Consider the following 26,308-nt stretch of genomic DNA (forward strand, 5'->3'; position numbering starts at 1 on the left):
GTGCGCGCCACCGACATCGAGAAGCTGGTCTCCGTCGGCCGACCGGACATCGCCCCCGACGGCTCTTTCGCGGTCTTCGCGACCTCGCGTCCTGACCTGGCCGCCAACCGAGCGGTGGGTCAGCTGTGGCGCGTGGACCTGCCGGACGGCATCCCGCGGCGCATCACGCGCGGCGTGTCCGATGCCGCGCCGCGCCTGTCGCCCGACGGCTCCACGATCGCCTTCCTCCGCGGTGACGCGAAGGGCAGGACGCAGATCGACGTCGTCGCCGCCTGGGGAGGGGAGCCGGTTCAGGTGACCGACACCCCGCTCGGGGTCGAGAGCTTCGACTGGTCGGATGACGGGGCGTCGCTGGCCTTCACGGCCCGGATCCCGGAGGAGGGCCGCTACGGCAGCGTCGAGGGGCTGGATGCCGCGGCCGAGGCGCCCCGGCGCATCACGGGCATCCGGTGGCACGCGAACGGATTGGGCTACATCGCCGATCGCCCCGCGCAGCTGTTCGTCGTCCCCGCGCCGGCACCGGATTCGGAGCCGTACTACGAGCCCGCGGCATCCGTCGTCGCCGAAGGGGAAAGCCCGGCCAAGAAGCAGGTCGTCGCGCAGGAGGCGACCGCGCTCACGTCGGGCCCGTCATCCCGGTTCGGCGCCGTGTTCCGCGGGGACGAGGTGCTGACGGTCGTCGAGGACATCGAATTCGATCGCCGCGATCTGAGCTCGCGGCTGGTCGCGGTGCGCGTCGACGGGTCCGGTGAGCGCGAGCTGATCGGACCGGCCCTGCACTTGTCGATCTCGGACGTCGCGGTCGCCGACGACGGCGCGATCGCGATCCTCGCTGCCGACGTCGGCGCATCCGGGGTGGACTTCGTTGCACCCGGTGTGGCCCTCTGGCTGCTGGAGGACAGCGGTCCCCGCCGACTGACCGATGCCGAGAGCGTCGACCTCGGCGAGGTGGGGAGCCACATCACGGCGGTCGGCGAGGACTTCCTCGTGCAGGACCGCACGCGCGGGCGGGTGCGGCTTCTCCGTGTCACCCGTTCCGGAGAGGTCGCCGAGCTCATCGCCGGGGATGTCGAGGTCGGCGGTCACGCCGCGGCAGCGGGCCGGGTCATCGCATCCGTCGCCACGGCGGAATCCCTCGGAGAACTCGTGACGCTGGAGGGCGGCGTGCTTCGCACGCTCACCTCGTTCGGCGACGGCATCGAATCGGTCACGCCGCGCGAACTGATGATCGCGGGCAGGGACGGGTACCCGGTGCACGGCTGGGTGGCCCGGCCGGACGGCGACGGACCGTTCCCGGTCCTCCTGCAGATCCACGGCGGGCCGTATGCCACGTACGGCATACATCTCTTCGATGAGACCCAGGTGCTGGTGGACGCGGGGTACGCGGTCGTCTACTGCAACCCGCGCGGCTCGGCGGGGTACGGCGGAGCGCACGGGCGCAGCATCCGCGGCGAGATGGGGACGGTGGACTTCGCGGACGTCATCGACTTCCTCGAGGGGGCAGTCGCATCGGACGAGCGTCTGGACGGATCGCGGGTGGGCGTGATGGGCGGATCGTACGGCGGCTACCTGACCGCCTGGGTCATCGCCCACGACCACCGGTTCGCAGGTGCGATCGTGGAGCGCGGCTTCCTCGATCCGACCAGCTTCCAGGGCACGAGCGACATCGGGTCGTTCTTCGGCGATGAGTACGTCGGCTCCGACCCCGAGGCGATCGCGCGACAGAGCCCGATGGCCGTCGTCGATCGGGTCACCACGCCCACGCTCGTCATCCATTCCGAGCTCGATTTCCGCTGCCCTCTCGAGCAGGCCACCCGGTACTACTCGGCGCTCAAGCGCCAGGGCACCGAGGCCGAGCTGCTCGTGTTCCCGGGCGAGAACCACGAGCTCACCCGCGCAGGGCAGCCGCGGCACCGGGTGGAGCGCTTCGCCGCCGTGCTGGACTGGTGGAAGCGCCGGCTGCCGGTGTCGTAGGCGAAACGAGGAAGCGCCCCCGGTGATCCGGGGGCGCTTCCTCGTGATGCGTGCGACCTAGAGGTCCTTCTTGCCGAAGGTGAAGGCGCGGACGACCTGGATGATTCCGAGGACGATGAGCGCGATGCCCAGCAGCCACCAGAGGAACGCGATGTACAGCGGGGAGAACAGCAGGACGATACCGGCGATGATGCTGATGATCGCGAAGAAGACCGTCCAGCCCTTCGACGCCGCGTCGCCGAGGGTCGACAGTGCGACGATGCCCTCGACGATCCAGAGGATGCCGACGAGGATCCCGATGAAGACCGCGAGCCACGCCGTGGCCGCACCCAGGTTCAGGAACGCGACGATACCGGCGATGATGAACAGGATGCCGAGGACGATGTGGCCGACGCGCGACCAGCCGCCCCTCGTCTTGGAGAAGATGCCGAGGCCGGCGTAGACCAGGCCCGCCGCGATCGCGTAGATCGCGATGATCGCGGTGACGACCATCGCCGTCTTGCCCGGCCAGGCGAGGATGAGGATACCGACGATGACGGACAGGACGCCGCCGATGCCGAGTGCTGTGCGGATGCCGTTGACGGCTGACTTCTCCGCTGCGGATTCGGTAGACATGAGATTCCCTTTCTGGGAGTTACCTGAGAGGTGCGGTCAACAGCATAGACCCCCGCGTCGACGGCCTGAGACCCACATGCCCGTGTGTCGCAGGATGTCGGGAGCGCTCCCGCCGGTGGGTTTGGGGGAGTGGCGGCCCCGGTCAGCCCAGCAGGATCGTCGCGAGCAGCAGCACCGGCACGCATCCGATCGTGGTCAGGAACACCGTGTCCCGGGCGATCGTCTCGCCCACGCCGTAGCGCTGCGAGTAGTTGAACACGTTCTGCGCGGTCGGCAGCGCCGCCAGCACCACGACGATGAGGACATCCTTCTGCGAGAGACCGAAGACGAACTCGGCCACCGCCCACGCGATCAGCGGCATGGCGATGAGTTTCAGTCCGGTCGCCAGGAAGATGTCGCGGCGGCGGCCGGAAGCGCCGAGCACGCGCTGGCCGTGCAGCGAGATGCCGTAGCTGATCAGAAGGATCGGAACGCAGGCGTTCGCGATCAGCAGCGCGGGCTGGAACACGATCGGCGGGAGGTCGAATCCGCTGACCGAGACTGCCGTGCCCAGCACCGAGCCGATCACGATGGGATTGGAGATCGCGCGCCACACTGCGCGTCCGAAGGACGCGCTGCCCGAGGTCGCCGCCTCGAGCACGGCCATCGAGATGGGCGTGAACACCAGCAGCTGCAGCAGGATCACCGGCGCCGGGTACGCAGCGCTCCCGAGAAGATACAGCGAGAGCGGGATGCCGATGTTGTTGGAGTTGACCTGACCGGCCGACAGCGCTCCGATCATCACCTCGCCGAGCCTCCGGTGCCACACGAAGCGGGCGATGAGCACGAAGACGGCGATCACCGCGACCGCCGAGATCGCCGAGACCGGAAGGAGCGCCGAGAAGAGCGTGCGCACGTCGGCCTGCGCCAGCACGACGAACAGCAGGAACGGGGAGAGCACGAAGAAGGTCAGGCGCGCCAGGACGGGACGAGCGTGCTCGCCCAGGAGATCGATCCGGCCGATGACGTAGCCGACCGCGATCGCGAGGCCCACGACGACGAATCCCGTCAGGCTCTCGAGCATGGGTTCGAGCCTAGAACCTCAATCACCCCCATCGAGTGATGTCGCTCGGATGACCGCGGCACTAGCATCCCAGCATCCGTCGTATGCCGCGGCGGGAGGCGCGCATTCGAGCGGGGCTCTTCCGGCTGCGGATGCTGGGGGAGAGGTCCCGGATGTCTGTCGTATCGCGAGTGGTGCCGAAGTGGATCCGCACGTACAAGGTGACGTGGCTGCCGATCGACGTCCTGGCCGGCGTGACCCTCGCCGCGGTCGCCGTGCCGGAGGTCATGGGCTACACGTCGATCGCGCAGACGCCGGTGATCACCGGCCTGTACACGATCATCTTCCCGACCCTCGTGTTCGCACTCCTGGGTTCGTCGCGCCTGCTGGTGGTCGGCGCGGATTCTGCGACCGCCGCGATCCTCGCCGCAGGCCTCGCCGGCATCGGGATCTCGGGACTGTCGCCCAACACGGAGGAGTGGGTGGCCTGGACGAGCCTGGTCGCGCTGGTGTGCGGCGGGCTGCTGATCCTGGCCCGCCTGCTGCGCCTGGGCTTCCTCGGCGACTTCCTCAGCGCCTCCGTGCTCATCGGCTTCCTCACCGGGGTCGGGATATCGGTTCTGACCGGGCAGATTCCGGACATGCTCGGGATTCCGAAAGGCACCGGCAATTGGTTCGAGCAGCAGTGGAGCACGCTCACGCATCTGGGCGATGCCGACCTGTGGACGATGGCGTTCGCAGGGGGAGCGCTCGTGATCATCGTCGGATGCAAGCTGATCAACCGCAAGATCCCGGGCGCGGTGATCGCCGTCGTGCTCTCGATCATCCTCTCCAATGTGCTGGACGCCTCCAGCCATGGCGTCGCCGTGATCGGCCCGGTGCAGGGCGGGATGCCGCCCTTCGGGCTGCCCAGCGGGATCGACCTCGGCGACATCCCGGCGGTGATGGGGGTCGCCCTGTCGTGCTTCTTCCTGATCATCGCGCAGAGTGCGGCGACGTCCCGCAGCTTCGCGATGAAGCACGGCGAGCGGGTCGACATCAACCAGGACATCCTCGGCCTGGCCGGCGCCAACATCGCGGCGGGTCTCACCGGCACGTTCGTGGTCAACGGCTCGCCGACCAAGACCGAGATCCTCGACGAGCAGCGCGGCCGCAGCCAGATGGCGAACATCACGATGTCGCTCGTGGTGATCGTCGTCGTGCTGTTCCTGACCGGGTTCCTCACGAACATGCCGGTCGCTGTGCTGGCCGCGATCGTCTTCATGATCGGCCTCGGCCTGGTCGATCTGAAGGGTCTGCGCCGGATCCGCGCCGCGCGGTTGAGCGAGTTCCTGATCGCCCTCGTCACGGCGATCGTGGTGTTCGCCTGGGGCGTCGAACAGGGCATCATCCTGGCGATCGCCCTGTCGGTGATCGAGCTGGTCCGCCGTGCGTACACGCCGAGCGACTTCCTGGTCGGAGTCGACAAGGCGGGCGTGCCCACGTACACGCCCGCCGAGCCGGGCAGCGAGAGCATGCCCGGCCTGCTGGTCTTCCGCTTCGACTCTCGACTGTTCTACGCGAACGCCAGTCTCTTCGTCGATCGCATCCAGGAGCTCATCGACACTGCGCCGTCACCCGTGCGATGGCTCATCCTGGATTGCTCGTCCATCGGCGACATCGACTACTCGGCCAGCCTCAATCTGGAGGGACTGATCGCCTCGCTGCACACGAACCACCGCATCTTCGCGCTCGCGGACGTCGATCCGGAACTCATGCACGTGCTCACGAAGCTGCAGACGCTGGAGCACTTCGACAACGCGCACATCTATCCGACCGTGGAAGAGGCGGTCGGGGCGTTCCGTGCTGATTCGCCCACGCCCACGGCTCCGACCGCGTGAGAGTCTTCCTCATCGACCACGGTGGGCATTTGCCGATAATGCACATTATGTCAACTCGAGCGACGGAGAGAGCCCGGACCGGCAGCGATACGCTCCCCGATCCGGGCTCTGGTCCGTCTCAGCGCCGCCTGATCAGATCGTGTCGTCCGTCGTGCTGGTCGACTGGCGCGTGACTCGTTCGTTCGCCGCCGGGTCGACGGCGGTGCGTGTGACCGTCTCGCTCTGGCGCTTCCGCATCAGCAGGACGAGTCCGATGATGAAGACCAGCACTCCCGCACCCATCAAGATGTACCCGATGAGGTCGAGGTTGATCCAATCGAGCTGCACGTTCACGGCGAACGCGAGGATCGCTCCGATGACGAACAGGACTACTCCGGCTCCGATGCTCATGGCACTTCCTTTCGATGGACGCGGCGCGTCCCAACCTTTCCACCTTCGGGGCGGCGTGCCTCAGTGGCAAGGGGTTGACAACCGCCGCCCGCCTTCTCGCTACATCCCCGCGACGACCTTCTCGATGTCGTCGATGAATGCGTTGTAACCGGCGATCGTCGCCGCCACCTGCTCGTCCGAGAAGTCGGAGCGGTCCTGGCGGATCGTCAGGCGGGTGCCTCCGTCGACGGGCTCGAGGTCGAAGATCACGGGCAGTCCGGTGTCGTCCCCAGGCTGATCGGTCAGCGTCATCGCGACGTGCGACGGCGGTTCCACCTCGACATACGTGCCCGCCCAGTGGATCAGGTTGCCGTCGGGAAGATGCATGACCGCGCGGAACGCCCCTCCTGGCCGCACGTCCATCGACAGCGTGTCCGCAGGGACGTCCACAGCGGCGGTGCCGAACCAGACCGCGAAGTGCTCGGGTGTGGTCAGTGCCTCGTAGACGAGCTCGCGGGGGGCGGAAATGGTGCGGGTGACGGTGAAGTAGTCAGCCATCGGGGTTCTCCTCTTCTGGTGAGTCGTTCTCATGTGGGGCCGGCGATAGGTCGGCCTTCTGCTGCAGGGCATCGAGGTAGCGATCGAGCGCGCCGAGGCTGTCCTCCCAGAACCGCTCGTAATCCCCGATCCACTCGGATGCCGCGGCCAGGGGTCGTGCCTCGAGTTTCGCCGGCCGGAACTGGGCGTCCCTCCCCCGGCTGACCAGTCCGGCGTTCTCGAGCACGCGCAGGTGCTTCGACACGGCGGCGAACGTCATCTCGAACGGTGCGGCCAGCTCCCCCACCGTGGCCTCCCCCGCGGAGAGCCGCGCGAGGATCGCGCGGCGCGTGGGGTCGGCCAGAGCGGCGAATGTCCGGCTCAGTGCATCGGTCGACATCTGCTCCCCTACGTATTCAACCAATAAGTACTATACATATCGGTTGAATACAGGTCAAGCGTGTCCGGACCGGTCACTACGGTGTGACCCATGTCCCGCGTCATCTACAACACGGCCACCACGCTCAACGGTTTCCTCGCGGACGACGAGGACTCGCTCTCCTGGCTCTTCGTCGTGCCGGGTGCCGATCAGGCGGAGTCGTCGTTCTCGGTCTTCCTCAAAGGGGTGGGCGCGCTGGTGATGGGTTCGACGACGTACGAGTGGATCCTCGCGCATGAGAGCCTGCTCGAGAATCCCGAGAAGTGGTTCTACCAGGACATCGTGAGCTTCGTCCTGTCGTCACGTCCGATGCCCGAGGTTCCCGGCGCCGACATCCGGTTCCGTCGCGGTGACGTCGAGGGGATCTGGCAGGAGCTCGAGAGCGCCGCGGGCGACCGCGACATCTGGCTCGTCGGCGGCGGCGACCTCGTCGGACAGTTCGCGGACGCGGGTCGTCTCGATGAGATCCGGGTGTCGGTCGCCCCGGTGACACTGGAATCGGGCAAGCCGCTGCTCCCCCGACGTCTGGAGTCGGATCGCCTGACGCTGGAATCCGCCCGGCAGGCGGGGCAGTTCGCAGAGCTCGTGTACTCCGTGCGGAGCGACTCAGGCGGCTGACGGGCCGATCGAGACCCAGTCCGGGTGCTTCGGTTCGCGACCGTCTCCCGACGAGGTGCCGGTGAGCCGCCGACGTACCCATGGTCCGAGGTGCTCGCGGTAGTAGGTCGAGCCGCCCATCCGCGCCGCCTCTGGAAGCGGCGGGAGCGACCACCACCCCGCCGGAGGCTCCATGCCCAGGGCGGTGAGCACGCGGGCCGCGACCCGGTGATGGCCGCGCGAATTCATGTGGAGCCGGTCCTCGGACCAGTACGACGTCGAAGACAGTTCGCGATCGGGCCAGTTGAAGGCTCGGATGACATCCGGGCGGTCGGCGATCCGCGCGCCGACCGCGTAAGAGAGGATGTCGCCGCGGCGCTGGATCATGCGACTGAGCGGCAGCTGAGCAGAAGGATTCGCGCCCGAGAGGAGGATCAGCCGCACGCCCTCTTCGTCGCAGCGCTCGATCACGCGGCTGAACGCGGCCACGACGTGCGAGATCGAGGTGCGGGGGCGGATCATGTCGTTGCCGCCGCCGTTGAAGGAGAGATGAGTCGGCTTCAGTGCCAGTGCGGGCTCGAGCTGCTCATCGACGATCGGCCACGCCAGCTTGCCCCGGATCGCGAAGTTGGCGTATCCGATCGGCTCGGCCGCAGCATCCGCCCATCCCTGGGCGACGAGGTCCGCCCAACCGCGCACGCGTCCGTTCGGAAGGTCGTCGCCCACGCCTTCCGTGAAGGAGTCGCCGATCGCGACGTATCGAACGGTTGCCACTCCCCCACCTTAAGGCCCGCCCCGACGACCCGCGGATGCCGGACGGGACTAGCGATCGTCGAGTGCGCGACCGCGTCGGTCCAGCAGTCCCCACGCCGCTGCGGACGCGACACCGAAGAACGCTGCGAACACCACGAACAGCAGGGGCGCGCCGCCGGCCGCGAGCAGCAGCGGGACGGTCAGAGGTGCGACGATCGACGCGATGCGCCCCACACCTGCGGCCCACCCCGAGCCGGTCGCGCGCAGCGACGTCGGATACATCTCGGGTGTCACGGCGTACAGCGCTCCCCAGGCGCCGAGGTTGAAGAACGACAGGGCCATCCCGGTCGCGATCACCACCCACTCTTCAGAAGCCGTGCCGAAGAGGATCGCGGCGACCGCTGATCCGGCCAGGAACACCGACAGCGTGAGCCGGCGGCCCCACACCTCGATCAGCCAGGCGGCGACCGCGTAGCCGGGCAGCTGTGCCAGCGTGATGATCAAAGTGAAGCCGAAGGATCGGACCAGGTCATAGCCCTGCGACACGAGGATCGACGGGATCCAGATGAACGCCCCGTAGTAGGAGAAGTTGACGCAGAACCACACGAGCCAGAGGCATGCGGTGCGCACGCGGAACTCGGCCGACCAGAGTGTCGCAAGGCGCTCGCGCGCAGACAGCGCGGCGGCGGGGCGCTCATCGGCACGCACGTCCGATTCCGCGCGCTCCGCGATGCCCGCGGCGTCCTCGAACGACCGGACGACGGCATCCGCCTCTGCGAACCGCCCGCGCCGGGCGAGCCACCGCGCTGACTCGGGCAGTCCCCAGCGCACGATGAGCGCGTACGCCGCCGGGATCGCGCCGAGTGCGAAAGCCCAGCGCCAGCCGTTCTCCGAGCTGGGAATGACGAGGAACCCGATGAGCGCCGCAGCCGTCCAGCCGATCGCCCAGAACGCCTCGAGGATCACGATCAGGCGGCCGCGCATGCGGGCCGGGGCGAACTCGCTGACGTACGTGGAGGCCACCGGCAGCTCGGCGCCGAGCCCGAGGCCGACGAGGAAGCGCAGGACGAGCAGAGCGGCGAGGCCGCCCACGAGCGCACTCGCCCCCGTGGCGATCCCGTAGATGAGCAGGGTGACCGCGAACACCTGGCGTCTGCCGAAGCGGTCCGCCAGAAGTCCTCCGACGCTAGCTCCGACCGCCATCCCGACGAAGCTGATCGATGCGATCCAGGCGGTCTGGGTCGGCTCGAGGCTCCACTGCGCGGCCAGCGCCGCGATGACGAACGAGATGAGCCCCACGTCCATCGCGTCCAGTGCCCAGCCGATCCCCGAGCCGGTCAGCACCCTCAGGTGACGGCGGGTGAACGGCAGGCGATCGAGCCGCTCCGACAGCGAGGCGGATCGTGGAGGGGCATCCGTCATGACGTCATGCTAGGCCGCCGCCCGTTCGGGCGTCGGGGTGTGGCGCGTCGCGCACGAGAGTGCTAGCGGTCAGGCGAGCATGTCGCGCACGAGGGGCTGCACGCGCGTGCCGTACAGCTCGATCGAGCGCATCATCTTCTCGTGCGAGAGGGTCCCCGTCGAGAACTTCATGTCGAATCGCGTGCTGCCGAGGGTACGGACCGTGTCGGCGATCTTGCGCGCGACGGTCTCGGGAGCTCCGACGTAGAGCGCGCCCTCCGGGCCGACGTCGTGCTGGAAGCGCATCCGGCTGTACGGGGGCCACCCGCGCTCCCTGCCGATCGTGTTGTTCATCGATTCGAAGCCCTCGTACGCCTCGTCCCACGCCTGCTGATCGGTCTCGGCGATGTGGCCTGGCGAATGGATGCCGATCGGCAGGCGATCGCGCCCGAAGGAGTCCAGCGAACGATGGTAGAGATCGACGAACGGGCGGAACCGGGCCGCCGGGCCGCCGATGATCGCGAGCATGAGGCCGTAGCCGTAGCGTGCCGCGCGAACGACCGACTCGGGTGTTCCACCGACTCCGACCCACGCCTTGAGCCCGTTCTCGGTCTTGGGAAACACATCGGCATCGGTCAGCGCAGCGCGCATCGAACCCTGCCATGTGACCGGCTTCTCGGTCAGCAGCTGGGAGAACAGGTCGAGCTTCTCATCGAAGAGCGCTTCGTAATCGCGCAGGTCGTAGCCGAACAGCGGGAACGACTCGATGAACGAGCCGCGGCCGAGGATCACTTCGGCGCGGCCGCGCGAGACGGCATCCAGTGTTGAGAACCGCTCGTACACGCGCACCGGATCGTCTGAGGACAGCACGGTCACCGCGGTTCCGAGGTGGATGTTCGTCGTGCGCGTCGCCGCGGCGGCGAGCACGATCTCGGGGCTCGAGATCGCGAATTCGGGGCGATGGTGCTCCCCCACGCCGAAGAACGCCAGCCCCACTTCGTCGGCGAGGGCCGCTTCGTCGACCACGTTGCGGATCGTCTGCGCGTCGCTGACCCGCTCGCCGGATGCGTCCCTCGTCACATCGCCGAAGGTGTCGAGGCCGAGGTCCAGCTGTGCGGGGTCGGGTGAGGTCATCGCAGTGTCCCATTTCTATGCACATGCATATGAACAGCCCGGGCTGAGCGGGCATTCCCGGTGTCGGAGCGACCTGCCGAGGCGTAGCGTGTGCGCGTGATCATCTTCGCGGATCGGGTCGATGCGGGGCAGCAGCTCGCGCGCGAGCTCGAGTTCGCGCGCGGTTCGGACGCCGTGGTGTTCGGCATCCCCCGCGGCGGAGTGGTCGTGGCGGCGGAAGTGTCGCGCGCACTCGGCCTTCCGCTGTCCGCTGCCGTCGTGCGCAAGCTCGGCGCGCCACATCACGAGGAGTACGCGGTCGGGGCGATCGCCGAGGGCGTGAAGGTGGTCAACGCCGATGCCGTCCGTCGGGGTGGGATCACGGCGGAGGAGCTCGCGGCCGTCGAGGATGTCGAGCGAGTCGAGCTCGCGCGGCGCCAGCGGCTCTTCGCGGCCGAGCAGCCCGCGGCGGCACGCACTGCGATCATCGTCGACGACGGGATCGCGACCGGCGCCACCGCGCTGGCCGCATGCCGGGCGCTTCGAGCGCAGGGGGCTGTCGGCGTCATCCTGGCCGTGCCGGTCGCGCCCGCAGAGTGGGGACCAGAGCCGGGCGTGGTCGACGAATACATCTGCCCGCATCCGATCCGCGACTTCTGGGCGGTCGGGCAGTTCTACGGAGACTTCTCGCAGACCGATGACGAGGTCGTGAGGCGACTGCTGAACGACGCTGCGACGGGCCCAGCGGCCGAGGGTTCCCCCGGACGCTGAGCCCGTCGAACCCGTCAGTTCGTGAGCGCCGAGCGGAGCGTGTCCAGTCCCACGCCGCCGAGGTCCAGCGCGCGCTTGTGGAAGGCCTTGATGTCGAACGCGTCGCCCTGTGCGGCCTTCGCGTCATCGCGGATCTGCTCCCAGATGCGCTGACCGACCTTGTACGACGGTGCCTGGCCCGGCCAGCCGAGATAGCGGTTGACCTCGAACTGCACGAACTCGTCCGACATGTTGACGTTGCGTCGCATGAACGCGAGTGCATAGTCGGCATCCCACGTGCCCTGACCGTCGGGCCGCGGCTTCTCCAGGTGCACGCCGATGTCGAGAACGACGCGGGCGGCGCGCATGCGCTGGCCGTCGAGCATACCGAGCCGGTCGGCGGGATCCTCGAGGTACCCGAGCTGCTCCATCAGCCGTTCGGCGTACAGCGCCCAGCCTTCGGCGTGCCCCGACGTGCCCGCGAGGAGGCGCCGCCACGAGTTCAGCTGCCCGCGGTTGTATACGGCCTGGGCGATCTGCAGGTGGTGGCCGGGGACGCCCTCGTGATACACGGTGGTCAGCTCGCGCCAGGTGTCGAACTCCTCGACGCCCTCGGGCACGGACCACCACATGCGGCCGGGCCGTGAGAAGTCGTCGGTGGGGCCCGTGTAGTAGATCCCGCCCTCCTTGGTGGGCGCGATCATGCACTGCAGGCGTCGGATCGGCTCGGGGATGTCGAAATGCGTCCTGCCCAGCTCGGCGATCGCGCGGTCGCTGGTCTCCTGCATCCACTTCTGCAGGGCGTCAGTGCCGTGCAGCTTGTGCGACGGGTCCTCTTCGAGGAACGCGACGGCCTCTTCGACGCTCGCCCCAGCCTTGATCTGGTCGGCGATCGACTCCTGCTCCGCGACCATGCGCGCGAGCTCTTCGACACCCCAGTCGTAGGTCTCGTCGAGGTCGATCGTGGCGCCGAGGAACCGCTGCGACTGCAGCGCGTACAGCTCACGGCCGACCGCGTCCTTCTCGCCGGCGACCGGCGCGAGCTCGCCGGTGAGGAACTGCGAGAGCGCGTCGTACGAGACGCGTGCCGCGTTGGCGTTGTCGGCCAATTCGCGTGCGAGCGATGCGGGAAGCTGTCCCTCCGCAGGTGCGGCCTCGCTTGCGAAGGTCGCGAAGAACCCCTGATCGCTCGTGTACCGTGCGATCTGCGTCACGACTTCGACGACCTGACGGCGCGCGGGCACGATGCCCTGCGCGATTCCTTCGCGCAAGGTGGTCACATAGCCCTCGAGCGCGCCGGGGATCGCACCGAGTCGGGTGGCGATCACGGACCAGTCGTCGGCGGTGTCGGTGGGCATCAGGTCGAGCACGGACCTGATGTCCTGGACGGGCGACGCGATCACGTTGAGGTCGCGCAGATGCCACTTCGCATCGTGCAGGTCGACCTCCAGCTGGATCTCGCGGCTGAGGTCCTCCTTCGTGACGACATCGATGTCGTCGACGGGGGTGGCGGACTCGAGTGCGCCGAGGGTGCTCCGACCCTCGGCGATGAGCTGATCCCAGCCTTCGGGCGAGTAGTCGCCGTACCGGTCGTTGTATTCGGAGCGGCCGATGTAGGTCGCCACCGTGGGCAGTCGTTCGGCGAGGGTGTCGACCCACGCGTCAGCGATCGTATCGATCGGCGTGGGGGTACGTGTTGCATCTGTCATGTCTTCGAGCCTAGGCAAGGACCCCGGCGCCGCCAACACGATTCAGTGTGCTGCTTCGTTCCAATCCTGACCGCGCCCGATCTGCACATCGAGCGGCACCGCGAGGCTTGCCGCATCGCCCATTCGTCCGCGGACGATGCGCTCGGCGGCGTCCCACTCCCCCGGGGCGACTTCGATGACGAGCTCGTCGTGGATCTGCATGAGCACACGCGAGCGCAGCTGCTCGGCGTCGAACTCGTCATGGATGTGGAACAGGGCGATCTTCATGATGTCCGCTGCGCTCCCCTGGATCGGGGCATTGAGGGCTGCGCGCTCGGCGTTCTCGCGCAGCACCCGGTTCGGGCTGGCAAGGTCCGGGAACGGTCGCCGACGACCGAAGATCGTTGCGGTGTATCCGTCGATCTTCGCCTGTTCGACCGATGAGCGCAGGTAGTCCCGCACGGCCCCGAATCGGTTGAAGTACTCCATCATCAGCTGCTTGGCCTCGGTCTGCTCGATGCGCAGCTGCTTCGAGAGTCCGAATGCCGACAGTCCGTACACGAGCCCGTACGACATCGCCTTGACCTTCGTGCGCATCGCGGAGGTGACCTCCTCCGGAGCGACGCCGAACACGCGGGCGCCGACGAAGCGGTGCAGGTCCTCGCCCGAGTTGAACGCCTCGATCAGACCCGGATCCTCGGAGAGGTGCGCCATGATGCGCATCTCGATCTGCGAGTAGTCCGCGGTCAGCAGCGTCTCGTAGCCCTCGCCGACTTCGAACGCGGAGCGGATGCGGCGGCTCTCCTCGGTGCGTACCGGAATGTTCTGCAGGTTCGGGTCCGTGCTGGAGAGCCGGCCGGTCTGACTGCCGGTCTGGACGTACGTGGTGCGGACCCGGCCGTCGGCTGCGATAGCCGTGTCGAGGGACTCGATGATCTGTCGCAGCTTCGTCGCCTCGCGGTGCTGCAGGAGCAGATCCAGGAACGGGTGCGGGTTGGTGTCCTGCAGATCGGCGAGCACGGCGGCATCCGTCGAGTACCCGGTCTTCGTCTTGCGGGTCTTCGGAAGCTGCAGCTCTTCGAACAGCACTTCCTGCAGCTGCTTGGGCGAGCCGAGGTTGACTTCGCGGCCGATCGCCGCGAACGCCTCCTGCGCGATCGCGTCCGCGCGCTCGCCGAGCTCCTCGGAGAACTCCGAGAGCTTGACGTGCGACACCGACACCCCGGCCAGCTCCATGTCGGCCAGGGTCAGGAGCGTGGGCAGTTCGATGTCGGTGAGCACCGATGCGACGCTGGCGGCCAGCTCACCGCGGAGCGCGTCCGCGACCCGCAGGGTGTACCACGACAGCTGCCCTGGGGTGGCGCCCTCGGTCTCGGGTACGAGCTGGGTGGGGTCCGACTCGGGCAGCTTCTCGTCGAGATATCGGTCGACGAGATCGGCGAGCGTCTTGTCGGGGAAGCTCGGCCGAAGCAGCCATCCGGTCACGATCGTGTCGAATGCGAGACCGCCGATGCGGATGCCGGCACGACGCAGTGCCTTGACCTGCAGCTTCGCGTCGCTGAAGACCTTCGGCGCGTCCGAGGTCAGCCAGGGACCGACGGATGCCGCGACCTCCGCACCCCAGGTCGCCTCGACCGCGGCCTCCCGAGTCGCGAATCCCACCCGGCGCGGCTGATCGCCCTCGATCGTGATCGTCACGCCGATCTCGCCCTGGGCCTGCTCCAGCCACGCGGCGAGCTCTTCGGCGGAAGGCTCGCCGGGCACCGGTGCGGCGACCGCTGCGGCTGCTGTGACTGCGGCCATCTGCTGTTCGATGCCGGCCAGTTCCGCCACGCGCGGGATCAGCGTCTTGAACTCGAGGCGGGCGAAGATGTCGCGCACGCCCTGGGCGTCCATCGGCTGCACCTCGAGGTCGGTGATCGTGACCGGAAGCTCGACGTCGCGCAGCAGGCGGTTCAGCGTGCGGTTGCGCCGCACGTCGTCGAGGTGCTCGCGGAGGTTGCCTCCGACGACTCCGGTGATCTTGTCGGCGTTCTCCAGGAGCGCGTCCAACGACCCGAACTGGCCGAGCCATTTGACCGCGGTCTTCTCGCCGACCTTGGGCACGCCGGGCAGGTTGTCGCTCGTCTCGCCGACGAGGGCGGCGATGTCGGGATACTGCTCGGGCGGGACGCCGTAGCGCTCGATCACTGCCGCCCGGTCGTAGCGCTTGAGCTGCGACACCCCTTGGACGTTCGGGTACAGCAGGGTGATGTCGTCGTTCACGAGCTGGATCGTGTCGCGGTCGCCGGAGCACACCAGTACGTCGAACCCCTGTTCGGCGCCCTGGGTGGCGAGGGTGGCGAGGATGTCGTCGGCCTCGATGTCCTCCTTCTGCAGCACCGTGATGCTCATCGCGGCGAGGCAGTCCTGCAGGAGCGGGATCTGGCCCTTGAACTCGTTCGGCGACTCGGAGCGGTTCGCCTTGTACTCGGCGTATTCGCGGGTGCGGAAGGACTGGCGCGAGGTGTCGAAGGCGACCGCCAGATGCGTCGGCTTCTCCGCCTTGATGAGGTTGATCAGCATCGCGAGGAACCCGTAGATCCCGTTCGTGTGCTGCCCGTCCTTGGTCGTGAAGTTGTCGACCGGAAGGGCGAAGAACGCCCGATACGCGAGCGAATGGCCGTCGACGACCAGAAGGGTAGGCTTTGCGGAGTCCGTCACCCTGCAAGCTTAGTAAGGGCTTCGGACGCCGCTCCCGACGACCGAAGGCGCCACATGACCGACATCCTCCCGCCCGAAGAGAACGGCCTGGTCTGGGCCGCGCGCCGCGGAATGGGCGCTCTCGCCGAGAAGATGGGGATGGAGTTCCTGGAGTTCTCGATCGACCGCTGCGTCGCGACGCTCCCGGTCGAGGGGAACACGCAGCCGGTCGGGCTGATGCACGGCGGTGCGTACGTGGTGCTCGCGGAGTCGCTCGGCTCGATGGCGGCGAATCTGCACGCCGGGCCGGGTCGCCTCGCGGTCGGCGTCGACATCAACGCGACGCACACGCGATCGGCGACCTCCGGCGTCGTGACCGGTGTGTGCACGCCGATCCACCTGGGTCGCAGCATGACCGTGCACGAGATCGCCGTGAGCGACGATCAGGGTCGCCGGCTGTCGACGGTCCGGATCACGAACATGATCAAGGCGATGCCGAAGAACTAGGCCGGCTCAGCCCTTCTTGGGGGCGAGCTGCTCGATGATCGCCTTCGCGACATCCTGCATCGTCAGGCGGCGATCCATCGACGCCTTCTGGATCCAGCGGAACGCCTCGGGCTCGCTGAGCCCCATCTTCTCGTTCAGCAGGCCCTTGGCCCGATCCACGAGCTTGCGGGTCTCGAAGCGCTCGACCATGTCGGCGACCTCGGCTTCGAGCGTGATGATCTGCTCGTAGCGCGCGAGCGCGATCTCGATCGCGGGCAGCAGGTCGTTCGGCGTGAACGGCTTGACGACGTACGCCAGGGCGCCTGCTTCGCTCGCGCGCTCGACGAGCTCCTTCTGACTGAAGGCGGTCAGCAGGACGACGGGTGCGATGTGGTTCTTGCTGAGCTTCTCGGCCGCCGAGATGCCGTCCAGTTGCGGCATCTTCACGTCCATGATGACCAGATCGGGACGCAGTTCGGTGGCCAGCTGCACAGCGGTCTCACCGTCACCCGCCTCGCCGACGACGTCGAAGCCGTTGTCTCGGAGGATCTCGACGATGTCGAGCCGGATCAGCGATTCATCCTCCGCAACGACGACTCGTCGGGGCGCGGATGCCGGAGACCCAGTGGCCTGCTCTTGCTCAGTCACACGCCTCATCCTACGGTATGGTCGTTCGCGGAAGCGCCCGGGCCGGTGTGGCGGAATGGCAGACGCGGAGCACTCAAAATGCTTTGTCCGAAAGGGCATGTGGGTTCGAGTCCCACCACCGGTACGAATTCGAAGGGCGGCCCCGATGGGGTCGCCCTTCGAAGATTTCAGGCCTCGGCCGCCCAGCGCGCCCGCACCCGCCGCACGTTGATCTCGTTGAGCGCCACGAACAGCGCGATCAGCACGACGGATGCCGCGACGACGAGTTCCGCGTCCACCGCCATCGAGAGCGGCACGAGCAGCCACGGCAGGAGCGCTCCCGCGGGTCCCCACAGCACGACGTCCCCCCATGGGGCTCCGTACCGCAGAGACTCGGCGATGCTCGTGATGAAGAACAGGCTCACGCCCGCGCTGATGCAGACGGCCGCGCCGATCGGCAGGGGATGTCCGGCATCCGCCACGGCCGTGCCGATGCCGGAGGCGAACAGCACGATGCCGGCCACGAGCAGGAACGGCAGATACATGACGGTGTCGCGCAGTCCCCCGATGCTCCCGCGCAGCTGCAGCCGACGCAGGCCCCGCTCGACAGCCGCTGTCGCATAGCCGAAGAAGATCCAGGCCAGCATCGACACCGCCGCGAACCCGAGCACAGCGGCGATCCCGGACAGGAGCGTCCAATGCGCGTCGAGCTCCGCGATGATCGCGAGGATGGACTCACCGAAGACGATCACGACCAGCAGCCCGACACGCTCGATGAGATGGTCGACATCCAGCGCCTGACGCAGCCACGTGCGCTGACCGCCGAGGAAGCTCAGCAGGACGATCTCGATGGCAACCGCGAAGCCCCACACCAGGTACTGCCAGGGTGCCGGCACCCACACCGAGATCACCCACAGCGCCGCCGGAACCAGGCAGTACAGCACCGGTCGCCACCACGGCACGCCGGTGAGGCGGCGCTTGGTCAGCCACGGCCAGCCCCAGACGAGCCTGACGACGGCGTTGCCGATGGCGAAGGCGGCCGCGCGGTCGGTGAGCGCCTCCGGCACGGCGGCCGCCATCACGCCGATCGCGATCATCCCGATCGTGACCGCCACCCAGATCGACGGGGTGACCCGTGCGCCGAACAGGTTCATCGTGACCGTCGCGTTCACCCACGCCCACCAGGCGGCCGCCAGCAGGGCGAAGAAGATGAAACCGTCGGCCCAGCCCGGATCTCCGTGCATCGTGTGCGCGATCTGACCGATGTAGGCGACCATCACGAGGTCGAAGAAGAGTTCGAGCCAGTGCACGCGCCGCCCGGGACGGTGCTCGTCCTCGGTCGTGTTCTCCTGCGCGGATGCGCTCCCCTCCGCGGCGGGCGGGGTCATGCGGTCATGCCCCGAAGTACTGGTTCCCGAGCGCCTTGCTCTTCAGGGCGTCGTATTCGCCCTGGCTGATGGTGCCGGCATCCAGGAGTTCCTTCGCCTGCGCGATGTCCTGCGCGGGCGTCGACGAGGCGGAGGGCTTGTAGTCGTCCGCCTCCGGCACACCGCCCCCTCGTGCGGCGGCGTTGCGCTCGGCCATGCCGCGCCCGCGCGCGATGACGTACACGAGCGCGGTGAGGAACGGGGCGAAGATCAGGAAGATGATCCACACCGCCTTCCACCACCCGTTGAGCTTGTGATCGCGGAAGAGGTCCATGATGATCAGGAAGACCATCATTATGTAGACCGTGAAGTAGAAGATCCACAGCAGGTACCAGAAGAAGTCACCGAAACCCATGGCGGGCACCTCCGAAATCAGGAATGGTCGCGCTCAGCATAGCGAGCACGACCATTCCCGGATACGGCGACGCGCTACTCGCGCGACTGGTAGATCGGGGCCTTTCCGTGGACGGCGTCGCCGATCTTGTGGATCCGGATGTCATTGGTCGAGCCGACGATTCCGGGAGGGGATCCCGAGATCACGACGACCTTGTCGCCCACCTTCGCGAGGTCGTTGGCGAGGAAGAAGTCGTCCACCTGGATGAACATGCGGTCCGTGTGGGCGACGTGCTCGACGAGCGCCGACTGCACGCCCCACGTGAGCGCCATGCGGCGCCGGATCGCGGGCTCGGTCGCGAAGCCGATCATGGGGATCTTCGGGCGCAGGCGCGACATGCGGCGCGCGGTGTCACCGGATTCGGTGAAGATGCAGAGGTACTTCGCCTCGACGAAGTCGGCGACCTCCATCGCTGCGAGCGTGATCGCTCCGCCCTGCGTGCGGGGCTTCACCGTCAGGGGCGCGATGCGCTCCAGGCCGTGGTCCTCGGTCGACGCGATGATGCGCGCCATGGTCTCGACCACGACGACCGGGTACTTGCCGACGCTGGTCTCTCCGGAGAGCATGACCGCGTCCGCGCCGTCGAGCACGGCGTTGGCGACGTCGCTGGTCTCGGCGCGGGTGGGCACCGGGTTGTCGATCATCGACTCGAGCATCTGGGTGGCGACGATGACCGGCTTGGCCATGCGGCGGCACAGTTCGACGGCGTGCTTCTGCACGATCGGCACGGCCTCCAGTGGGAGCTCGACGCCGAGGTCGCCGCGGGCGACCATGATGCCGTCGAACGCGTCGATGATCTCCTCGAGGTTGTCGACCGCTTGCGGCTTCTCGATCTTGGCGATGACGGGGACGTGACGTCCTTCCTCGGCCATGATCACGTGCACGCGCTGCACGTCCTTCGCGCTCCGGACGAACGACAGCGCGATCAGGTCGGCGCCGATGCGCAGTCCCCAGCGCAGATCGGCCTCATCCTTCTCTGACAGAGCGGGGACGTTGACGGCGACACCGGGAAGGTTGATGCCCTTGTTGTTGGAGACCGTGCCGGCCACGATGACCTTGGTCGTGACGACGGGTCCCTCGACCTCGACCACCTCGACGCGCACCTTGCCGTCATCGATCAGCAGGTGATCGCCGGCCTTGACGTCGTGCGGAAGGCCCTTGAACGTCGTCGAGACGATCTCCTTGGTTCCGGCGATGTCTTCGGTGGTGATCTTGAAGATGTCGCCGACGGCGAGATCGTGCGGGCCGTCGGCGAACCTGCCGAGCCGGATCTTCGGGCCCTGGAGGTCGACGAGCACGGCGACGGGGCGGCCGGCATCCTCCGCCGCCTTGCGCACGTTCGCGAAGCTGGCTTCATGAACCGTGTAGTCGCCGTGGCTGAGGTTCATTCGCGCGACGTCGACACCCGCCTCGATGATCGCCCGCACCTGCTCATAGGTGGAGGTGGCGGGGCCCAGGGTGGCCACGATCTTGGCGCGTCTCATCGGTGTGTTTGCTCCGGGTGGTTTGTTGGGGGCTTGGCGAAAGGGCCGCGGCCAGCCTACGCGGGCTGCAGGCCGATCGCGACATCGGTCGGACGCACCGGCGCGGGCAGCGCGGTCTCGCCCATCAGGAACTCGTCGACGTGCGCGGCCACGGCACGACCTTCGGCGATCGCCCAGACGATGAGCGACTGACCGCGGCCGGCGTCACCGGCCACGAACACGCCGGGTGCGGTGGTCTGGTAGTCCTCCTCGCGCTCGACGTTGCCGCGGGCCGTGAACTGCGCGCCGAGCTGCTCTTCGAGCAGACTCCGCTCGGGACCGGTGAAGCCCATCGCGATGAGCACCAGGTCGGCCGGGATCTCGCGCTCGGTGCCGCTCTTGGGGACGCGGCGTCCGTCGACGAACTCGGTCTCGGCTACCCGCAGCGCGCGGACCTCGCCCGCGTCGTTGCCGAGGAACTCGACCGTCGAGGCGAGGTAGGAGCGCTCACCGCCCTCCTCGTGCGCGGAGGAGACCTCGAACACGAGCGGGGCCATCGGCCACGGCTGGTTCTCCGGCCGGGTTCCGGGTGGCTGCTTTCCGATCGCGAGGTTGGTCACGCTGAGGGCACCGTGACGGTGCGCGGTGCCGATGCAGTCCGCGCCGGTGTCGCCGCCGCCGATCACCACGACGTGCTTGCCCTCCGCGGTGATCTGGTTGGGCACGGAGTCGCCTGCGAGTGCCCTGTTCGACTCGACCAGGTACTCCATCGCGACGTGCACACCGGCCAGGTCCCGCCCGGGGATCGACAGCTCACGCGGCAGGGTCGCTCCCGTGGCGATCACGACAGCGTCATACCGGGCCCGGAGGTCGTTCCAGGAGATGTCCTTGCCGATCTCCACTCCGGCGCGGAAGCGCGTGCCCTCGTCCTGCATCTGACGGAGCCGGTACTCGAGGTGGCGCTTCTCCATCTTGAAGTCCGGGATGCCGTAGCGCAGGAGGCCGCCGATGCGGTCGTCGCGCTCGAACACGGCCACGGTGTGGCCCGCGCGGGTGAGCTGCTGCGCCGCGGCGAGTCCGGCAGGACCGGAGCCGACGACCGCGACCGTCTTGCCGGTCAGGCGGCCCGGCGGCTCGGGCTCGACCCAGCCGTTCGAGAACGCCTCGTCGATGATCGACACCTCGATCTGCTTGATCGTGACGGCGGGCTGATTGATGCCCAGCACGCACGAGCTCTCGCAGGGTGCCGGGCACAGGCGACCGGTGAACTCCGGGAAGTTGTTGGTCGCATGCAGCCGCTCGATAGCGGATCGACCCTCGCCGCGCCAGGTGAGATCGTTCCACTCCGGGATGAGGTTGCCGAGCGGGCACCCCTTGTGGCAGAACGGGATGCCGCAGTCCATGCAGCGGCCGGCCTGCCGGCGCAGCACCGCGGAGTCGCCCGGCTCATAGACCTCTTTCCAGTCCATGATGCGCACGGGCACGGGGCGACGGGGCGGCAGTTCGCGGTCCGTCACCTTCAGGAAGCCCTTCGGGTCAGCCACCGGTCACCTCCAGGATGCGGGTCCAGACGACGTCGCCGTCGGGGTCCAGCCCCTCGGCCACCGCCTCCTGGCGGGTCAGCAGCACGGCCGCGTAGTCGCGCGGCATCACCCTGACGAAGTTCTCGAGCTCGTCGTCGAAGTTCTCCAGGAGGGATGCCGCGAGCGTGGAGTCCGTCTCGGTCCGGTGCTGCTCGAGGAGATCGCGCAGGATCTCGGCGTCCCCCGAGCCCAGCTCCCCGAGTTCGAGCTCGCCGGTGCTCAGCGCCTCGCGGTTGACCAGCTTCTCGTCGAGCCGGTAGATGTACGCCGTGCCGCCGGACATGCCGGCGCCGAGGTTCCGTCCGGTCGCGCCGAGGATCACGGCAAGCCCCCCGGTCATGTACTCGAGCGCGTGGTCGCCCACTCCTTCGACCACGGCGGTGGCACCGGAGTTGCGCACGAAGAAGCGCTCCCCCACCACGCCGCGGAGGAACATGGTCCCCTGGGTGGCGCCGTAGCCGATCACATTGCCGGCGATCACGTTCTGTGATGCGTCGAAGGTCGCGCCGCGCGGGGGGCGGATGACGATCTGGCCGCCGGAGAGGCCCTTCCCGACGTAGTCGTTCGAGTCGCCCTCGAGTCGCAGTGTGATCCCGGCGGGCATGAATGCGCCGAAGGACTGACCTGCCGAGCCGGTCAGGTTGATCACGATCGAGCCGGACGGCATCCCGTTCTCGCCGTGGGCGAGCGTCACGTGATGTCCGAGCATCGTGCCCACGGCGCGCTCCGTGTTGCGGATCGGCAGATCGAACGTGATGGTGCCGCTGTGCGCGATGACATCGCGGGCCGCCTCGATGATGGGGACGTCGAAGTGCTCGTCGAGCTCGTGCTTCTGCGGGCGCGTGTTGCGCCGGGACTGCTCGTCTCCGAATGCCGGTCCGGTGAGGATCGGCGTCAGGTCGAGCCCGCTCGCCTTCCAGTGCTCGACCGCGCCGTTGATGTCGAGCATCTCGTGATGGCCGATGGCCTCGTCCAGCGAGCGGAATCCGAGCTCGGAGAGGTACTCTCGCACCTCCTCGGCGATGAACTCCATGAAGTTGATCACGAACTCGGGCTTGCCCGCGAAGCGCTCGCGGAGGACGGGGTTCTGCGTCGCGACGCCGACCGGGCAGGTGTCGAGGTGGCAGACGCGCATCATGATGCACCCGGAGACGACGAGGGGCGCGGTCGCGAAGCCGAACTCCTCCGCGCCCAGCAGTGCGCCGATGATGACGTCGCGACCCGTCTTGAGCTGACCGTCGACCTGCACCACGACACGGTCTCGCATGCCGTTGAGCATGAGGGTCTGCTGGGTCTCGGCGAGTCCGAGCTCCCACGGCGTGCCGGCGTGCTTCAGGGAGTTGAGTGGGCTTGCGCCGGTCCCGCCGTCGTGGCCGGACACCAGGATGACGTCGGCGAGTGCCTTCGCGGTTCCCGCTGCGACCGCGCCGATGCCGGACTGGCTCACGAGCTTGACGTGCACCCGAGCGGTCGGGTTCGCGCGCTTCAGGTCGAAGATGAGCTGCTTGAGATCTTCGATCGAGTAGATGTCGTGATGCGGCGGCGGTGAGATCAGGCCGACTCCCGCTGTCGCGTGGCGCGTCCGGGCGACCCACGGGTACACCTTGGTGGGCGGCAGCTGGCCGCCCTCGCCGGGCTTCGCACCCTGCGCGAGCTTGATCTGGATGTCGTCGGCCTTGGTCAGGTAGAGGCTCGTGACTCCGAACCTCCCCGAGGCGACCTGCTTGATCGCGCTGCGGCGCTCCGGGTCGAGCAGCCGGTCGACGTCCTCGCCGCCTTCGCCGGTGTTCGACTTGCCCCCGAGGCGGTTCATCGCGATCGCCAGGGTCTCGTGCGCCTCCTTGGAGATCGAGCCGTAGCTCATCGCCCCGGTGGAGAACCGCTTCACGATCGACGACACCGGCTCGACCTCGTCGATCGGGACGGGTTTGCGCACGCCCGACTTGAGCGCGAACAGTCCACGGAGCGTCTTCAGCTCGGATGCCTGGTCGTCCACGAGCTTCGTGTACTCGCGGAAGATGTCGTACCTCCGCGTGTGCGTGGAATGCTGCAGCCGGAAGACGGTGTCGGGGTTGAACAGGTGCGGCGACCCGTCGCGGCGCCACTGGTACTCGCCGCCGGTCCACAAGCGCTCGTGGGCCCGAACTGCCGCATCCTCGGGGTACGCGTAGGCGTGCCGGGAGGCGTTCTCCGCCGCGATCACGTCGAGCGCGACCCCGCCGAGCTTGGTCTCCGTGCCGGTGAAGTACGAGTCGACGAAGTCCTGCGACAGGCCGATGGCCTCGAACACCTGGGCGCCCGCGTACGAGGACACTGTCGAGATGCCCATCTTCGACATGATCTTCAGCACGCCCTTGCCGAGCGCGTAGATCAGGTTCTTGACGGCCTTCTCGGGCGTGATTCCGGTGATGTAGCCGGCGCGGACCAGATACTCGACCGTCTCCATCGCCAGGTAGGGGTTGACCGCCGATGCGCCGTAGCCGATCAGGGTCGCGACGTGATGCACTTCGCGCACGTCGCCGGCCTCCACGACGAGACCGCACTTCATGCGCGTCTCCTTGCGGATCAGGTGGTGATGCACGGCGGCGAGCATGAGCAGCGATGGGATCGGAGCGAGGTCCTTGTTCGAGTCGCGGTCGCTCAGGACGATGAACTCCGCGCCGTCCTCGATCGCCTCGTCGACTTCCGTGCACATCTGGGCGATGCGCTTCTGCATGCCCTTGTGGCCGGCCTCGACGCGGTACAGGCCACGGATCGTGACCGACGAGCGGCCCGGGAGGGCCGTGTCGATGTGCTGGATCTTGGCCAGCTCGTCGTTGTCGATCACCGGGAAGTCGAGCGTGACCGACCGGGCGTGGTCGGCGCCCCAGCTGAGCAGGTTGCGCTCCGGCCCGAGGCCCAGGGCGAGCGAGGTGACGACCTCTTCGCGGATCGAGTCCAGCGGGGGGTTGGTCACCTGGGCGAACTGCTGCGTGAAGTAGTCGAACAGCAGGCGCGGCCGCTGGCTCAGCACGGCGACGGGTGTGTCGGAGCCCATGGCGCCGAGGGGCTCTGCGCCGTTCTGACCCATCGGGGTCAGCAGGATGCGCACCTCCTCCTCGGTGTAGCCGAACGTGCGTTGGCGCCGCGTGATCGAGGCGATCGGATGCACGATGTGCTCGCGTTCGGGCAGGTCGGCGAGCCGCACGCGGCCCGCGTCCAGCCACTCCTGCCAGGGCTCGAGGTCGGCCAGCTGGGCCTTGATCTCGTCCTCCTCGACGATCCGCCGCTGAGCGGTGTCGACGAGGAACATGCGGCCCGGGCGCAGGCGTCCACGGCGCTTGATGCGCTCAGGGGCGAAATCCAGCACGCCGGTCTCGCTGCCGATGACGACGAGTCCGTCCGTGGTCTCCGTCCAGCGCCCCGGGCGCAGGCCGTTGCGGTCGAGCGTGGCGCCGACCAGGGTGCCGTCCGTGAAGATGAGCGCGGCCGGCCCGTCCCAGGGCTCCATCTGCATCGAGTGGTAGTCGTAGAACGCGCGCAGCTTCGGATCGATGTCCGCCTGCTTCTCGTACGCCTCGGGCACCATCATCATGATCGCGTGCGGCAGGCTGCGCCCGGTCAGGGTGAGCAGCTCGAGCACCTCGTCGAACGAGGCGGAGTCACTGGCACCGGCCGTGCAGATCGGCAGCAGCGGGCGGATGTCGCCGAGCAGCTCCGACTCGAGCTGGGACTGACGTGCCCGCATCCAGTTGCGGTTGCCGTTCACGGTGTTGATCTCGCCGTTGTGCGCCAGCATCCGCAGCGGCTGCGCGAGCGGCCACGACGGGAACGTGTTCGTGGAGTAGCGCGAGTGGACGACGGCGAGCTCCGAGGCGAAGCGCTCATCCTGCAGGTCGGGGTAGAACGGCTCGAGCTGCAGCGTGGTGACCATGCCCTTGTACCCGAGCGTCCGGGAGGACAGCGACACGATGTAGGTGCCGAGCTCGGTCCGCGAGCGCTTGCGCAGACGGAAGACGCGCCGGTCCAGCGCGATCCCCGACAGGGCGGGTGCGTCGCCGACGGCGGGACGCGAGACGAAGAGCTGCTCGAAGACCGGTCGCGCATCGAACGCGAGCTTGCCGAGGTTCTCATCCGCGGTCGGAACGTCGCGCCATCCGAGCAGCACGAGATTCTCGCTCTCGGCGATCTTGGCGATGCCCGCCTTCTGAGCCGCGCGCGCCTCGTCGTCGCGCGGCAGGAAGATCATGCCGGCCGCGTACTCCCCCACCGGCGGGAGCTCGAAGTCCACGACGGCGCGCAGGAAGGCGTCGGGCATCTGCGTGAGGATGCCGGCCCCGTCGCCGGTGCCCGCGTCCGATCCGATCGCCCCGCGGTGCTCGAGATTGCGCAGCGCGGTCAGGGCCAGATCGATGATGTCGTGTCCGGCCTCGCCGCGAAGGGTCGCGACCATGGCGAGGCCGCACGCGTCCTTCTCGAAGGCAGGGTTGTACATCCCCTGCTTCGGGG

At 68.0% G+C, this 26,308-nt stretch carries 21 protein-coding genes and 1 tRNA gene; 6 read left to right on the forward strand and 16 right to left on the reverse strand.

Annotated elements, in window-relative coordinates; all coding sequences use genetic code 11:
* The gene (locus BM349_RS09070; RefSeq protein ID WP_091706364.1) at positions 1 to 1,974 is read left to right on the forward strand and encodes a S9 family peptidase; all 1,974 of its coding nucleotides are present in this window, start codon (positions 1 to 3) and stop codon (positions 1,972 to 1,974) included.
* Positions 1,975 to 2,031: 57 nt separating this feature from the next.
* Here the strand turns inward: BM349_RS09070 and BM349_RS09075 are convergent, their stop codons facing one another.
* On the reverse strand, positions 2,032 to 2,589 hold the full coding sequence (locus tag BM349_RS09075) for an HdeD family acid-resistance protein (RefSeq protein WP_091706366.1): 558 nt from the start codon (positions 2,587 to 2,589) through the stop codon (positions 2,032 to 2,034).
* Positions 2,590 to 2,731: 142 nt separating this feature from the next.
* Positions 2,732 to 3,652: an AEC family transporter gene (locus BM349_RS09080; RefSeq protein ID WP_091706371.1), complete on the reverse strand. Its 921-nt coding sequence runs from the start codon at positions 3,650 to 3,652 to the stop codon at positions 2,732 to 2,734.
* 152 nt (positions 3,653 to 3,804) lie between these two features.
* On the opposite strand from BM349_RS09080, the gene BM349_RS09085 reads away from it, so the two are divergent.
* Complete coding sequence (locus BM349_RS09085; protein ID WP_091706374.1) at positions 3,805 to 5,511, forward strand: SulP family inorganic anion transporter; 1,707 nt, start codon at positions 3,805 to 3,807, stop codon at positions 5,509 to 5,511.
* Between the two features lie 132 nt (positions 5,512 to 5,643).
* On the opposite strand, the gene BM349_RS09090 is transcribed toward BM349_RS09085, so the two are convergent.
* From BM349_RS09090 to BM349_RS09100, 3 genes are all read right to left on the reverse strand, one after another.
* Positions 5,644 to 5,901: a DUF6458 family protein gene (locus BM349_RS09090; protein WP_091706377.1), complete on the reverse strand. Its 258-nt coding sequence runs from the start codon at positions 5,899 to 5,901 to the stop codon at positions 5,644 to 5,646.
* A 99-nt stretch (positions 5,902 to 6,000) separates the two neighbouring features.
* A complete protein-coding gene (locus BM349_RS09095; RefSeq protein ID WP_091706379.1) occupies positions 6,001 to 6,438 on the reverse strand; it encodes an SRPBCC family protein in 438 nt (145 codons plus the stop codon).
* Positions 6,431 to 6,817 (reverse strand): ArsR/SmtB family transcription factor, encoded by a 387-nt coding sequence (locus tag BM349_RS09100; protein ID WP_091706382.1) that lies wholly within the window; start codon positions 6,815 to 6,817, stop codon positions 6,431 to 6,433. Before BM349_RS09100 ends, BM349_RS09095 begins: the two co-directional genes overlap by 8 nt.
* A gap of 90 nt (positions 6,818 to 6,907) precedes the next feature.
* Here BM349_RS09100 and BM349_RS09105 point away from each other — a divergent pair, with 90 nt between their 5' ends.
* The gene (locus BM349_RS09105) at positions 6,908 to 7,474 is read left to right on the forward strand and encodes a dihydrofolate reductase family protein (protein WP_091706384.1); all 567 of its coding nucleotides are present in this window, start codon (positions 6,908 to 6,910) and stop codon (positions 7,472 to 7,474) included.
* On the opposite strand, the gene BM349_RS09110 is transcribed toward BM349_RS09105, so the two are convergent.
* The 3 genes from BM349_RS09110 to BM349_RS09120 all read right to left on the reverse strand — a co-directional run bounded on the left by BM349_RS09110 (position 7,463) and on the right by BM349_RS09120 (position 10,741).
* Positions 7,463 to 8,227, reverse strand: coding sequence for an SGNH/GDSL hydrolase family protein (locus BM349_RS09110; protein WP_091706386.1), 765 nt, complete (start codon positions 8,225 to 8,227; stop codon positions 7,463 to 7,465). The two genes, BM349_RS09105 and BM349_RS09110, sit on opposite strands and share 12 nt — an antisense overlap.
* A gap of 48 nt (positions 8,228 to 8,275) precedes the next feature.
* Complete coding sequence (locus tag BM349_RS09115) at positions 8,276 to 9,628, reverse strand: MFS transporter (RefSeq protein WP_091706389.1); 1,353 nt, start codon at positions 9,626 to 9,628, stop codon at positions 8,276 to 8,278.
* A 69-nt stretch (positions 9,629 to 9,697) separates the two neighbouring features.
* Positions 9,698 to 10,741 (reverse strand): LLM class flavin-dependent oxidoreductase, encoded by a 1,044-nt coding sequence (locus BM349_RS09120; protein ID WP_091706391.1) that lies wholly within the window; start codon positions 10,739 to 10,741, stop codon positions 9,698 to 9,700.
* A 96-nt stretch (positions 10,742 to 10,837) separates the two neighbouring features.
* On the opposite strand from BM349_RS09120, the gene BM349_RS09125 reads away from it, so the two are divergent.
* Positions 10,838 to 11,491 (forward strand): phosphoribosyltransferase, encoded by a 654-nt coding sequence (locus tag BM349_RS09125; RefSeq protein ID WP_091707225.1) that lies wholly within the window; start codon positions 10,838 to 10,840, stop codon positions 11,489 to 11,491.
* Positions 11,492 to 11,505: 14 nt separating this feature from the next.
* On the opposite strand, the gene BM349_RS09130 is transcribed toward BM349_RS09125, so the two are convergent.
* Positions 11,506 to 13,179, reverse strand: coding sequence for a DUF885 domain-containing protein (locus BM349_RS09130; protein WP_091706393.1), 1,674 nt, complete (start codon positions 13,177 to 13,179; stop codon positions 11,506 to 11,508).
* A 42-nt stretch (positions 13,180 to 13,221) separates the two neighbouring features.
* Positions 13,222 to 15,861 carry a DNA polymerase I gene (gene polA, locus BM349_RS09135; protein ID WP_091706395.1) on the reverse strand — a complete coding sequence of 880 codons (2,640 nt, stop codon included), beginning with the start codon at positions 15,859 to 15,861 and terminating at the stop codon, positions 13,222 to 13,224.
* A 54-nt stretch (positions 15,862 to 15,915) separates the two neighbouring features.
* Between polA and BM349_RS09140 the strand changes: the two genes are divergently transcribed.
* Entirely contained in the window at positions 15,916 to 16,347 is a 432-nt protein-coding gene (locus BM349_RS09140; protein ID WP_091706398.1) for a hotdog fold thioesterase, read from the forward strand.
* A 6-nt stretch (positions 16,348 to 16,353) separates the two neighbouring features.
* Here the strand turns inward: BM349_RS09140 and BM349_RS09145 are convergent, their stop codons facing one another.
* Positions 16,354 to 16,974 (reverse strand): ANTAR domain-containing response regulator, encoded by a 621-nt coding sequence (locus BM349_RS09145; protein ID WP_091706400.1) that lies wholly within the window; start codon positions 16,972 to 16,974, stop codon positions 16,354 to 16,356.
* A gap of 41 nt (positions 16,975 to 17,015) precedes the next feature.
* Between BM349_RS09145 and BM349_RS09150 the strand changes: the two genes are divergently transcribed.
* A tRNA-Leu gene (locus tag BM349_RS09150) sits at positions 17,016 to 17,098 on the forward strand.
* A gap of 43 nt (positions 17,099 to 17,141) precedes the next feature.
* On the opposite strand, the gene BM349_RS09155 is transcribed toward BM349_RS09150, so the two are convergent.
* From BM349_RS09155 to gltB, 5 genes are all read right to left on the reverse strand, one after another.
* On the reverse strand, positions 17,142 to 18,341 hold the full coding sequence (locus tag BM349_RS09155) for a low temperature requirement protein A (protein WP_091706403.1): 1,200 nt from the start codon (positions 18,339 to 18,341) through the stop codon (positions 17,142 to 17,144).
* Positions 18,342 to 18,345: 4 nt separating this feature from the next.
* Positions 18,346 to 18,735 (reverse strand): SHOCT domain-containing protein, encoded by a 390-nt coding sequence (locus tag BM349_RS09160; protein ID WP_091706406.1) that lies wholly within the window; start codon positions 18,733 to 18,735, stop codon positions 18,346 to 18,348.
* Between the two features lie 74 nt (positions 18,736 to 18,809).
* A complete protein-coding gene (gene pyk, locus BM349_RS09165) occupies positions 18,810 to 20,258 on the reverse strand; it encodes a pyruvate kinase (RefSeq protein ID WP_091706409.1) in 1,449 nt (482 codons plus the stop codon).
* Between the two features lie 56 nt (positions 20,259 to 20,314).
* On the reverse strand, positions 20,315 to 21,781 hold the full coding sequence (locus BM349_RS09170; RefSeq protein ID WP_091706412.1) for a glutamate synthase subunit beta: 1,467 nt from the start codon (positions 21,779 to 21,781) through the stop codon (positions 20,315 to 20,317).
* Positions 21,774 to 26,294, reverse strand: a complete 4,521-nt coding sequence (gene gltB / locus BM349_RS09175) for a glutamate synthase large subunit (protein ID WP_091706414.1) — start codon at positions 26,292 to 26,294, stop codon at positions 21,774 to 21,776. Before gltB ends, BM349_RS09170 begins: the two co-directional genes overlap by 8 nt.
* Between the last annotated feature and the right edge of the window lie 14 nt (positions 26,295 to 26,308).

The organism is Microbacterium sp. cf046 (assembly GCF_900114345.1).
Lineage (GTDB): Bacteria > Actinomycetota > Actinomycetes > Actinomycetales > Microbacteriaceae > Microbacterium.

Coding starts and splice junctions, on each gene's coding strand:
- BM349_RS09075 (WP_091706366.1), bottom strand. CDS start 2,589: ATGTCTACCGAATCCGCAGCGGAGAAGTCAGCCGTCAACGGCATCCGC.
- BM349_RS09080 (WP_091706371.1), bottom strand. CDS start 3,652: ATGCTCGAGAGCCTGACGGGATTCGTCGTCGTGGGCCTCGCGATCGCG.
- BM349_RS09085 (WP_091706374.1), top strand. CDS start 3,805: ATGTCTGTCGTATCGCGAGTGGTGCCGAAGTGGATCCGCACGTACAAG.
- BM349_RS09090 (WP_091706377.1), bottom strand. CDS start 5,901: ATGAGCATCGGAGCCGGAGTAGTCCTGTTCGTCATCGGAGCGATCCTC.
- BM349_RS09095 (WP_091706379.1), bottom strand. CDS start 6,438: ATGGCTGACTACTTCACCGTCACCCGCACCATTTCCGCCCCCCGCGAG.
- BM349_RS09100 (WP_091706382.1), bottom strand. CDS start 6,817: ATGTCGACCGATGCACTGAGCCGGACATTCGCCGCTCTGGCCGACCCC.
- BM349_RS09105 (WP_091706384.1), top strand. CDS start 6,908: ATGTCCCGCGTCATCTACAACACGGCCACCACGCTCAACGGTTTCCTC.
- BM349_RS09115 (WP_091706389.1), bottom strand. CDS start 9,628: ATGACGGATGCCCCTCCACGATCCGCCTCGCTGTCGGAGCGGCTCGAT.
- BM349_RS09120 (WP_091706391.1), bottom strand. CDS start 10,741: ATGACCTCACCCGACCCCGCACAGCTGGACCTCGGCCTCGACACCTTC.
- BM349_RS09130 (WP_091706393.1), bottom strand. CDS start 13,179: ATGACAGATGCAACACGTACCCCCACGCCGATCGATACGATCGCTGAC.
- BM349_RS09140 (WP_091706398.1), top strand. CDS start 15,916: ATGACCGACATCCTCCCGCCCGAAGAGAACGGCCTGGTCTGGGCCGCG.
- BM349_RS09155 (WP_091706403.1), bottom strand. CDS start 18,341: ATGACCCCGCCCGCCGCGGAGGGGAGCGCATCCGCGCAGGAGAACACG.
- BM349_RS09160 (WP_091706406.1), bottom strand. CDS start 18,735: ATGGGTTTCGGTGACTTCTTCTGGTACCTGCTGTGGATCTTCTACTTC.
- pyk (WP_091706409.1), bottom strand. CDS start 20,258: ATGAGACGCGCCAAGATCGTGGCCACCCTGGGCCCCGCCACCTCCACC.
- gltB (WP_091706414.1), bottom strand. CDS start 26,294: ATGTACAACCCTGCCTTCGAGAAGGACGCGTGCGGCCTCGCCATGGTC.